This window comes from Flavobacterium haoranii (assembly GCF_009363055.1).
Lineage (GTDB): Bacteria > Bacteroidota > Bacteroidia > Flavobacteriales > Flavobacteriaceae > Flavobacterium > Flavobacterium haoranii.
The window spans coordinates 2,816,906-2,829,892 of the sequence record NZ_CP045292.1 but is presented as its reverse complement, the minus strand read 5'-3'; the positions used below and the strand labels follow the sequence as shown (position 1 = coordinate 2,829,892).

Sequence of the window (12,987 nt, the reverse complement as noted above, 5' to 3'; positions counted from 1 at the left end):
AAATTTACAAGAAAAATATGTTTAATTTAAATAAACTTGAAAATACACTTATTAAAAAAAATTAACATTTATTACACAAACTACACATACACATCTCAACCATAAACAACAAACCATAAACCCTAAACCACAAACAACAAACCAAATTCAACAATAAAATAAGTTTTGTTATTCAATAATTTAGATTATATTTGTTGCGTTCATTAATCTATTCATTTATGAAAACAAATTACTCGTTTACAAAATTCATAAAGTCAATTATTTTATTCGTTGTATTGACTTCATTTTACTTTTCCAATGCAACAGAATACACAAGTGTAGCCACTGGTAACTGGGAAGATTCTTCTACATGGTTTCCAAGCGGCATCCCTACAACTGGAGATATCGTAAAAATTCAAAATCACACTATCACTGTTAATAGCAATGTAAGTTGTGAACAAATTGAATTTTATGGAGGTAATGGAGGAATTTCAAAATTGGAAATAACACTTGGAAAAAAGTTAACCGTTAGCGGTAACATTTTAGTAAAACCTACAAATAATTACAACAACGATTCTTTCATTGCAGGTTTAGGAGAATTAGAAATTCAAAATCTAATTGTAGGAAATGCTACTTTAGTTAATTCGTTCCCAACAAATACAAGGTTAACAACCCTTTATGTAGATGATTTAACTAATTTTATTATCAACGGGAACATGGTTTCTACAACTCATGTTAACACGAATCCTGTTGCTTTCAATGAATCAAGAATTAGACATCGTTCAGGTATCATAACCTTATATGGTGTATTTAATATTCAAACAGGAGGATCTGGACCTACGGGATTAGGCTACAGAACTGATAACACATTGCAAGGTGATGCTAAAATTATTTTAAGTAATATTGATCCTATTATATATACTGATGCTCAAAGAGGACAAGATTTTAGCAATGCAACTGTTGAGTTTAATTGGATTAACACTGGCACAGCATTAAGTTCTACAAACTTATTGAATATTCCTGGTAAAAAATTTAAAAACTTAATACTAAATTCAGATCGTAGATTTTATGCAAATGGAACATCAGAAATAATTGAAAATGGAAGTTTTCAAATACTTAAAGGTAGATGGTATAACCAAAATACAGATGAGAATAGTACTTTAGGTAAAATATTATTAAATGACAATACAAATATAATTATCGGAATTGCTCGTTTTTATAGTAATACTAATCCAATATTGAAAAATTCTAATAACAAATATTCTATTACTTATAAACAAGCAAGCTCTACTATTATCGGCGATGAAATTGCAGCTCAAGGCGAAATAAACGGAACTATACAAATTATAAATGGGGCAATCAAAAAAATAACATTAGATTCTTCTGGAAGTTTTACGATAATATCAGAATATAATGTTGAATTAGAAGAACTTATGATTAATAAATCAACATCTTTAATTGGACATTCTACACAAGGATTAGGCAAATTAAAAATAACTAAGCTATTAAATATACCAAATAGTTCAAATATTATCTTCGCAGATAATTTAGTCACTTTAAAATCAACAATAACAGAAACCGCAAGAGTTTCTGAGCTGCAACCAAATACTAGTATTTTGGGTAAGATAAATGTAGAACGTTATTTATTAAACAATAAAAGACAATGGCGTTTATTGACTACACCTTTAAGAATTGTTAATGGAGATAATTCTACAATTATAACGAATTGGCAAAATAATGGAGAATACACTACACAAAATATAGGTATAGACATATGGGGACCAACAGGTACATTAACGGTTAACGTTCAAGAAGAAGAGGATTTCTTTGGTGATATTTTTTATACGTATAGTATTGGAAGTATTGGAAATGGTCTTGTAAATATAAATAATTCAAGTTATAATGTCAGAAAATTTAACAATATTAGCGGAAATTGGTCTAATGTAACTGACACCACTAATGAGCTTTTATTTGATTCAGATAAAAATTATGGTTTTTTGGTATTTGCAACACATCCTTTTTTAAAGGCTCAAAATTTTAATGGTGTTAGTGTTTCTGGTTCCTTATCAACAACTATATCAAGTTATGGACATTTAATTACTGGAAGTAAGACATATGAAAACATATATACGAATAAATACTATATGATTGGAAACCCCTATGCCAGTCCTATAAATTTTGTACAAGTTTTAGCTGAACCTGAGAATTCAGGAATTAATAAAGTATGGTTTATAGACCCTACTGTTTCCACATACGGGGGTATGTTATGTGGGAAGAAGGGGTTGGCTACAGTAATGCTGCAAGTATTTTCAAAACGAATAATGCATCAGGTCCCGTGTTTCAGTCAGGAGAAGCTTTTTTTGTAAAAGCAACAAGCGCCACTTCTTCTTTAACCATAAAAGAAACTCATAAAACGGATGGCGTTACTAATACTACTTTAAATAGAAATGCTAATCAAACGAATACAACAAATTATGAATTGTTTCGCATTTTGTTAGAAAAACAAAGTGAGAACAACTTTATAAATGCAGATGGCTGCGTGGCTGCTTTTTATATGGGAGGTAATAATGAAGTGGATAATGCAGATGGTAGTAAATTAAGCAACCCAGGGGAAAATATCGCACTAGTTAATGCCACAAGTTTACTGTCTATAGAACACAGAAATACCATTGAAAATAATGATTTTTTAACGTTACGTATTAGTAACGCAACTTTAGGTACTAATTATAAATTAAAATTATATACCGAAAATTTTGAATATGACGGATATGCTTATTTACAAGATTTATTTTTAGGCACTACAACTGAAATACCTTTAGACGGTAGTGTATTTGAATACGAATACCAAATAACAGAAAATACAGCAAGCACAGGAAGTCGTTTTAAAATTTTATTTCAAAATACTACATTAAGTAATGCTGAATTTACCGCTACTGATTTTATGCTTTACCCTAATCCAGTAATTGCAAATGAATCTTTTACCATTCAGTTTCATTCAAAAGCTAATGAGGTAGGAAGTTTTGATTGTACTATTTATAATGCTTTAGGGCAACTTATACAAAAAAACCATCTCAATGTAGTAAATGGAAGTATTACAGTACCGTTAACCAGTAGTTTTAAAAGTGGTGTTTATTTTGTGGAAATATATAACACTCAAAACCATTCAAAAACTACTAAATCTTTGATAATTGAATAAAACACACATCATGAAATTTAAAACTTTAGCACTATTAATTACTTTACTAATATCTTCATTGACTTATTCTCAATTTGAGGATGATCCTGGCTTTGGTGGTGGTAGTGGCGACCCTGCTTCTGAACCCTTACAAACACCAATTGATAATATTATTATTCCCTTATTAATAACAGGAATACTAACCTCAATATACTTCATTAAAAAGAAAGAAAAACAACTCCATTAAAATTCTATTTAAAAATGCGCTACAACTTGTTTTGTAGCGTTTTTTTTTATAATTTTAAGAAAAGTTTTGCCTCCCTAGCCAATACTTTTAGTAATTTCTAAAAAAACAACTATAGGTATGCCCCAAGAAAATAGCTATAAACACGTTAGTATTTTAATCTTCTTACTGTTTTCAATGGTAGGATATAGTGCCACCTATAATGCTTCATTTACTACAAATCCTGCAGATATTAATGGCACTGTTACGATTTGCAGCACGCAGAGCATAACATTTACAGATAATTCTACTAACACAAATGGGGCAACCATTTACAATTGGTCATTTCCCGGTGGAAACACAACAACAGCAAACACTAGTGGACCTCATACAATAACGTATATCACTGCAGGAAATTATACTGCTACATTAACAATTGACAATACAACTTCTTTTAGTGTTAATGTAGTTGTATTGAATAGTACCCCAAGTTCGCCGGTACTAGAACTTATAGATGGTAATTTCTGGACCGTAACAACTTTCAACAATCAAAGCTACTTTACATACTGTAGTAACGATGCCAATATTTCGGGAGGATTGTTTTCATTTACAACGCAATCAACCCAAACCAACAACAACACCCAACATGTGTTTGATTGGGGTGATGGAACTTCTGATACTTTTACAGGTACTAATTTATCGGACACTTTCCATTTTTATGCTGCTGCTGGAAATTATACTTTAACCTATACGGTACTACTAGACAATGCCTGTAGTAGTACAAGAACTTACAATCTATATGTAGGAGCCATACCCACCGCTACCATTAGCGCCGTTGGTATTCCCACTTTATGCAACCCGGGAAGTGTAACTTATGATTTATTAATTGGGGCACAAAACACACCAGGCACCACTTATACCTTTCAAGTTAATGATGGAACACCTCCAGTAACGTTTAATCACCCGCCACCAGCAACTATAACACATCAGTTTTTAGATAGCTCATGCGGCACTACATCCAATATCAATAGTACGGTATATCCAAATTCCTATCAAGCATCAATTACCGTAAATAATCCCTGTGGGAATAGTACGAATGCTGTAGGACCAATTAATATTCAATCAGCTCCTATTGCCAACTTTACCAGAATCCCAAGTGAAAATATAGTTTGTGAAGGAACTACTGTTGCTATAAGCGATAGTACTCAAGGCGGTTATAATATTGGTGGCCCACCAACCTACACCTGTACTCAAACCTACAGAAAATATTGGACCATAACTGGACCCTCTGGTTTAATAGCAACAAGTAGTGGAGGACTTTTAATTGCTAATCCTTACATTTCTTGTCCAAATAATTTTGGTTACAATAATAATCAACCTAACAATCCAGGCGCCTGGTTGCCCATAGCATCAAATGTTCTTAATGTTACTTTTTTATTACCAGGAAATTACACTATTGACTTTTACACAGGCTCTAATTTATGCGGAATAAGTACAACTTCTCAAACAATTTGTGTAACACCGAGAGTTACTTCAGATTTCAGTTTTGCTACTAACTCAAATTGTGCGCCTGCTATACTTAATACAACTAACAATTCAAGTGTCCCAGGATGTGGTAATGCAATAAATTACAATTGGACCATTACACCAAGTAATCCAGATAATTGCCCAAGCTTTGATTCCAATGGCTGGCTATTTTCAAATGGAACCGCTACAGATCCAACACCAGAAATCACTTTAAATTCACCAGGAATTTACGAAATTTCATTAGCCGCATCTTTAGCTATACCAACTGCTGGAGCCTTATGCACTACTAACACAAAAACAGAAATAATAACCATTGCTGGGAAACCTGTTACTTCTTTGAGTCCAGAAACCATTTGCGAAGGCGAAACAATCACTTTAAACCCCACCGTTTTTAATTGTTACGCAACAAATCCGGTGAGTTATTTATGGGACTTTGGAGCAAATCCACCAACCAGTATATCAAGTAACAACGACCCAGCACCAATTGTCACATTCGACACACCTGGTATATATAATTACACTTTAACCATTTCAAATGAATGTGGTAGTAATTCATACAGCAGTAGTATTACAGTAAATCCGAAAGTAAATGTAACAGCTGTAGGATCAGCTGCAACCTGCGTAAATACAACTTTACAATTAAACGGAACCATTACAGGTGGCGCAACTACAGGAGTATGGACGGCATCTGAATCAGGAGGAACATTTATCCCAAATGCAAACGATTTAAACCCTATGTATGTTCCACCAACAGACTTCATCGGAACCATTACATTTACTTTAACTTCTGATGCTCCTACAGCACCATGTACCATTATTACAGCATCTTTTAGCACCGTATTTAATACAGAAGCAACAGCAAATGCAGGCAGCTATGAACCATTATGTGAAAATTCAAGTATACTATTAAATGGCGCTTTTGGAGGAGCTGCAGCTTCTGCCACATGGAGCGATTCAGTTGGAGGTTTATTTTCAGATATCAATAACATAAATAGCACTTACACTCCACCTACTGGATATATTGGAGACATACTATTAACTTTAACAACAAATGATCCACCAGGACCTTGTGATGCTGTAATTGACACAACAACAATAACAGTATTACCAACACCAACTGTTAATCCTATAGTAGATATTTTTAGTTGTGATAATACAGCAATAACGCCTATTACCTTTACAGGAAACAATGCAAATGTTTTTACTTGGACAAATTCTGATACTAACATTGGTTTACCTGCTACTGGCTCCGGAGATATTAATTTTACACCAAATAACACATCAAATAGTGCAATTACAAGCACTATAACAGTAACCCCTGTTAACAATGTAAGCACTTCATTTTGTGATGGAAATCCTATCACGTTTTCTATTACTGTAAACCCAAAAGCACAAGTAAATAGCATTAACAATCAAACGTTTTGTAATGGAGACACCTCAGCTTTAATTGAGTTTTCAACTGTAAATGTAGATGGTACTACAACTTATGAATGGACAAATAACAATTCTACTATTGGATTGGCGTCAAGTGGAACTGGAACTATAGCACCATTTACAGTAATCAATACTACAAATAGCCCAACAGTAGCGACTATTACTGTAACACCAACATATACCAATAATGGAATAAGCTGTATTGGAGATAGTATAAACTTTACAATAACTGTGAATCCAACAGCACAAGTTGAAGTAATTTCAGATGCAACTTATTGTAATAATGTAGCAATTACCCCAATTATTTTTACAACAACAAACCTAGGTGGCACCAATACATTTGAATGGACAAATGACAATCCCGCAATTGGACTTGCAGCAACAGGAAATGGAAATATCAATTTTACAACTACAAACAATACTATAGTCCCACTTATAGCAAACATTACAGTTACACCTATTTTTACAAACAATGGAATTTCATGTAATGGTAGTAGTGAAACTTTTACTATTACGGTTAACCCTAATCCAAATTAACCCAATAAGCGATCAATCACTTTGTAATGGTGATAACACAAATACGATACAATTTTCAACAAATACAACTATTGGAAACACCGTATTTAACTGGACTAATGACAATCCAAACATAGGTTTAAGTGCTAATGGCAGTGGCGATATTCCAAGTTTTGTTGCAATTAATAACACGAATAGTCCTATAACTGCAACTATTAGCGTTACACCAACCTATACCTATAACGGAATAAGTTGTAATGGAAACACGGAAGAAATTAGAATCACGATAAATCCAACCGCTCAAGTTAACCCAATAGCAGATAGTACAGTTTGCCAGAATTCGTCAACTACTCCAATTCAATTTACAACAAATAATTTAACAGGAATTACAACGTATCAATGGACTAATGACAATCCCAATATTGGTTTACCTTCAAATGGAAGTGGTGACATACCAAGTTTTATAGCTACTAATACCACATCTGAACCTATAGTAGCAACGATTACAGTAACACCATTTTTTACTAATAGTGGAATCAGTTGCAATGGAAATAGTGAAACTTTTACTATTACTGTTAATCCATTAGCGCAAGTAAATCAACCAATAAACCAGATAGTTTGTAATGGAACAAACACTAATATCATTGAATTTTCAACATTAAATACGCTAGGAATTACTACTTATGAATGGACGAACAATACACCATCTATTGGCCTATCGACAAATGGAACTGGAGATATAAATGCTTTTACAGCCTTAAATCCAACTCAAAACCCAATTACAGCAACTATAACAGTCACACCAACTTTCACTTATAACGGCATAAGTTGCATAGGAAATAGCATTCCATTTAACATTACGGTTAATCCAAGTCCTGAAATCCTGTTTTCATTACCAAATCAAACCATTTGCTCACAAGAAAATACATCAGAAGTGCTTTTATCTAGTTCATCATCAAATATAAATTTTTCTTGGACTGCAACACAACCTGCAGGTATTGAAGGGGTAATAACATCTGGCACAGATAGCATCCCAATACAGAATTTAATAAATTTAACAAACGTTCCTATTACTGTTACTTATGAAGCTTATGCAAGCACTAATGATTTAAATGCGTGTCAAGGATTAGCTTATTTCTACTCTGTAACAGTTAATCCAAAACCAAATTTAATCAACGAAGATATTTTACTATGTAGTGAACAAACATATATTTTTTCACCCACTAATGGTGTTCCTAATGCTACTATTATTGTACCATCCAATACAAATTATAACTGGATAATTACACCAAATTCAAATATTTTAGGCGCAAGTAATGGTTCGGGTAGTGAAATAAATCAAACATTGACAAACACAACTGCAACACCTCAAACCATAACGTATATAGTAACACCAGAGACTAATGGCTGTTTAGGAAATAATTTTACACTTAATTTTACAGTCTTACCAAAACCAGATGTTTTATTTAACATCCCTAATCAAACGTTATGTAATGGCAGTACTTCATCGCCTATAGAATTGTACTCAACTATTCCAGGTAATTATACTTATATTTGGAATACAACAATTCCAGCAGGCATTTCAGGGGCAATAAGTAATGGTACTGGAAATATCCCAATTCAAACTTTACAAAATAATACAAATTTACCATTAACCATAACGTATGAATCATATGCTATATTTGATAATTTAGGATCTTCTTGTACAGGTCCTGTAAGTACTTATGAGATAACAGTAAATCCATCGTTCTCGGCTTCTAGTACTATTTCAAATTATAATGGATATAATATTAGTGGGTTTGGTGGCAACAATGGATTTATTGAATTAGATATATTTGGTGGTTCCGGTAGTTATAGTTACAATTGGACGGGACCAAATGGCTATGTAGCAGTTACTGAAAATGCATATAATTTAATTGCAGGAGACTATATGGTTACAATTAATGATGGCATATGTACTCCCATAATTTTAAACTTTAGTTTAAACCAACCAGATGAATTACTAGCAATTAATAACAATAGTGCACTAATAAATGTTGATTGCTTTGGAACTGCTACAGGAACATTAGGAATTTCAATTACTCAAGAATCTGTACCTCCTTATACATTTATAGTCAATAACAATGGGAACGCAATTCAAACCATTACAAATTCGTACAGTTCAACTCCTACTTTTAATGGGTTAAGTGCAGGTATTTATGATATTCAAATCATTGATGCTAATGGTAATACCAAAACCATTTCTAATTTAGTCATTTCTGAACCTACTGAATTAATTGCAACTACAACTGCTACTCAGATAAGTTGTTTTGGTTCAAATGATGCCAGCATAACACTATCAATTATCGGGGGAACACCTCCTTATAATATCAATTGGAATAACTTTGCAACAGGTAATCAATTAAATAACTTAGGAGCAGGAACTTACACAGCAACGGTAACCGATGCCAAAGGTTGTGTTAAACTAGTACAAACTACAATTACCGACTTACCTGTTTTTATGTTGCAACCTGTTGTAAATCAAATCACTTGTTTTGGTGAAACAGATGGAAGTATTGATTTAGGACTAATTGGAGGAGTAGCACCTGTTACAGTAACTTGGGATGACGGAAGTACTGCGGGCTTAGTTAGAAACAACTTATCAGAAGGTATATACACTGCAGTTGTTACCGATGGAATGGGTTGTACCATTCAAAGAACATTTGCCATAACAGCACCGCAAGTCTTGATAATTAACGGTATTGTTCAAAATGACATAGATTGTTCATCTAGCAATTCAGGTAGTATCAATTTAATTCCGTCAGGAGGAAGTCCGCCTTACAGCTATAATTGGTCTAATGGAGCAACAACAGAAGATCTTATCAATATTACAAGTGGTAATTATTCCGTTGTAGTTACAGATTCAAGAGGTTGTAGTGTGGTGGGACAATATAGTGTTTTTAGACCTCAACCCCTTGTTGTAAATTTAACCCAATCGCAAAGAGTAGATTGTGAAAACGGAGAAGTTAGTAATGAATTTGAAGCATTTGTAAGTGGAGGTGTACCTCCTTATCAAATCAATTGGAGCAACGGAACTCCATCTGGACAGTTTAACCAATTCATGACAACAACTCAAAATGGATTAATTTCAGTAATAGTTACAGATGCAAATTCATGCTCAAATACGGCCAGTTACACCATTTCAAATCCAGATATTGGTAACGCATTATTTAGCCAAACTTCAATTGGATATACGACATTGGGAGATTATGCTATAGAAGACCCAATCCAATTTACCAACTTATCAACAGGTACACCAATTGGATACATTTGGGATTTTGGAGATGGAATATTTTCAAATGAAGAAAATCCAACACATACCTATTTAATTGAAGGAACGTATAGTGTAACATTGACTGCAACATATGAATTAGGATGTAGCAACACTTACACCGTAACAATAAATATTACAAAAGGCTATAAATTAATTGTTCCAAATGGGTTTACAGCGAATAATGATACTATTAATGATAATTTTGGACCAGCATTTGAAGGTTTAAAATCATTACAATTGAGCATTTATGACAGTTGGGGAAATTTAATTTTCTTTGAAGAAGGAGACAATTTAGCGGGATGGAACGGAACCATAAACAATATCCCTGCAGAAAACGGAAATTATTATTACAAATTAAGCGCAAGTACATTTTTTGGTAAAAAAATTGAACAAAATGGAGCTTTTGTCTTACTTAAATAATCAAAACTATGAAAATAAAAACAGTAATATACAGTATATTCATAGGATTAGTAAGCACAGCTGTAAAAGCTCAAGATCCTATTTTTACCCAATATTTTTTGGTGCCAGAAACAATTAATCCCGGATTTACAGGATTTCTAGAAACTACTAGTGCTGGAGTAATGCATCGTTCACAATGGACTAGTTTACAATACAAAATGGATACAAACTACGCATATGCTAGCACTTGGCTAGAAAATAGCAATAGTGGCATAGGGGTAACTTTTCTTAATCACAGAGAAAACTTTACAGGGTATAATTTTTTACAAGCCAACATAAATTATGCTTATCGAATTGAACTAAATTACGAATGGTATTTTAGACCTGGTATTGAAGTTGGGTATGGAAGTAAAAGTTTTGGTTTTCAAAATCTATTATTGAGAGATCAAATTAACATTAGTTCAGAAACCATAAATCCAGTAAGTATAGATCCACTACAATTAAACAATAGGATACATTTCATTGATTTCTCTACAGGATTGTTATTCTATAAAGACAATATGTGGTTTGGAACAGCGGTAAAACACCTCAACAAACCCAATATTGCAATGGCAGAAGAAGGAAATATTCCTTTAGAAATGTTCTATAATATTTCAGGAGGTTATGAATTTGAATTAGGACAAATGATTTCAACATTTTTACCACTTGAAACCAGAATGATGGTTACTGCCAACTTCATGAAACAAGGACAATACAATCGATTAGATATTGGAGGCACCTACATCTTTAATCACTTTACTATAGGAGTTACTACGGCATTAAATCCAATGAAAAAAGCAGACAATAGTCACACCTTAACTTCGGTAAATCTTTTTAGTGGATTAAAATATGAGAATTTTAAATTCGGATTTTCCTATGACGCAAACACCTCCAAGATAGGTAATACTGGAGGTGTTTTCGAACTAGGATTAGTATATCAATTTGATGTTGATGCTAGAAAATGTTTTGGTTGCCCAGGATATTAATATATTATCCAATTTTATAATATTGAAAACCTATTGCATTCATTTTTTCTGCATCTAAGATGTTTCTTCCATCAAAAACAAAAGCTGGTTTTAACATAGCATCGTATATTTTTTGCCAATCATACGCCTTAAATTCATCCCATTCTGTTAATACAGCAATAGCATGCGCATCTTTGCACGCTTCATATGGATTGTCATACACATGTACTCCTTCTGAATTAGAAGCTTCTGAACGAGTTTCTAAATAATTCAAATCCGATTGAATTTGAACTGCCCCTACTTTTGGATCATACACATGAATAGAGGCTTGCTCATTTAACAAATCATCTGCCACATAGATAGCTGCAGATTCTCTTGTATCGTTTGTATCTTTTTTAAATGCCCAACCTAAAAATGCTATTTTTTTCCAGAAACGGTGTTGTATAAAGTCTTAACGATATTTTTGGCAAAACGTCTTTTTTGATGGTCGTTCATTATGATAACTTGTTCCCAATAATCAGCCACTTCATTTAATCCGTAAGATTTAGCAATATAAACTAAATTTAAAATGTCTTTTTGAAAACACGAACCTCCAAAACCAACAGATGATTTTAAAAATTTTGGTCCAATTCTACTATCCATTCCAATGGCTCTTGCTACTTCATTAACATCCGCACCTGTTTTTTCACACAATTCACTTAATGCATTAATAGAAGAAACACGTTGAGCTAGAAAAGCATTCGCCGTTAATTTTGATAACTCAGAAGACCATACATTTGTAGTTAAAATATTCTGTTTTGGAACCCAATTTGCATAAACTTCTACCAAAAGATCTATAGCTTTTTGTCCTTCAGGAGTAGTGTCTCCACCAATTAAAACGCGATCAGGAGCTAATAAATCTTCTACAGCTGTTCCCTCAGCCAAAAACTCAGGGTTTGATAAAATTTGGAAATTAACTCCGTTACCGGTATGATCTAATATATTCTTTATGGCACTAGCAGTACGAACTGGTAAGGTAGATTTTTCTACCACAATTTTATCATTTTTAGCAACTCGCGCAATTTGACGAGCACATAATTCAATATATTTTAAGTCTGCTGCCATACCCTTTCCTACTCCATATGTTTTTGTAGGCGTATTAACAGATATAAATATCATATCAGCAGCATCAATTGCGGCATCAACATCGGTAGAAAAAAATAAGTTTCTTCCTCTCGCCTCCGCTACAACATCACTAAGTCCAGGCTCATAAATAGGGATATTCAATACATTTTCGTCATTCCATGCAGCAATTCTTTTCTCATTTAAATCTACTACTGTAACTTTAATATGAGGACATTTTTGAGCTATTATTGCCATTGTAGGTCCACCAACATAACCCGCTCCAATACAACAAATATTTGTAATCATTTTATTT

General features: G+C 33.1%; 6 protein-coding genes and 1 pseudogene. 6 read left to right on the top strand and 1 reads right to left on the bottom strand.

The features are described from left to right. Positions 1–218: 218 nt before the first annotated feature. The 6 genes from GCU34_RS13690 to GCU34_RS13325 all read left to right on the top strand — a co-directional run bounded on the left by GCU34_RS13690 (position 219) and on the right by GCU34_RS13325 (position 11,591). Positions 219–2,345 (top strand): hypothetical protein, encoded by a 2,127-nt coding sequence (locus GCU34_RS13690; protein ID WP_193702248.1) that lies wholly within the window; start codon positions 219–221, stop codon positions 2,343–2,345. Continuing rightward, positions 2,246–3,175: a T9SS type A sorting domain-containing protein gene (locus GCU34_RS13345; RefSeq protein WP_193702247.1), complete on the top strand. Its 930-nt coding sequence runs from the start codon at positions 2,246–2,248 to the stop codon at positions 3,173–3,175. Before GCU34_RS13690 ends, GCU34_RS13345 begins: the two co-directional genes overlap by 100 nt. Positions 3,176–3,185: 10 nt before the next feature. Further along, a complete protein-coding gene (locus GCU34_RS13340) occupies positions 3,186–3,401 on the top strand; it encodes a hypothetical protein (RefSeq protein ID WP_072781157.1) in 216 nt (71 codons plus the stop codon). A gap of 117 nt (positions 3,402–3,518) precedes the next feature. Beyond that, positions 3,519–6,875 carry a PKD domain-containing protein gene (locus GCU34_RS13335; protein WP_084656789.1) on the top strand — a complete coding sequence of 1,119 codons (3,357 nt, stop codon included), beginning with the start codon at positions 3,519–3,521 and terminating at the stop codon, positions 6,873–6,875. Continuing rightward, entirely contained in the window at positions 6,811–10,587 is a 3,777-nt protein-coding gene (locus GCU34_RS13330; RefSeq protein WP_072781162.1) for a PKD-like domain-containing protein, read from the top strand. Before GCU34_RS13335 ends, GCU34_RS13330 begins: the two co-directional genes overlap by 65 nt. A gap of 8 nt (positions 10,588–10,595) precedes the next feature. Further along, positions 10,596–11,591: a PorP/SprF family type IX secretion system membrane protein gene (locus tag GCU34_RS13325; RefSeq protein WP_072781165.1), complete on the top strand. Its 996-nt coding sequence runs from the start codon at positions 10,596–10,598 to the stop codon at positions 11,589–11,591. A gap of 4 nt (positions 11,592–11,595) precedes the next feature. Here GCU34_RS13325 and GCU34_RS13320 read toward each other — a convergent pair. Beyond that, positions 11,596–12,980, bottom strand: a pseudogene (locus GCU34_RS13320) (UDP-glucose 6-dehydrogenase). Positions 12,981–12,987: the final 7 nt, after the last annotated feature.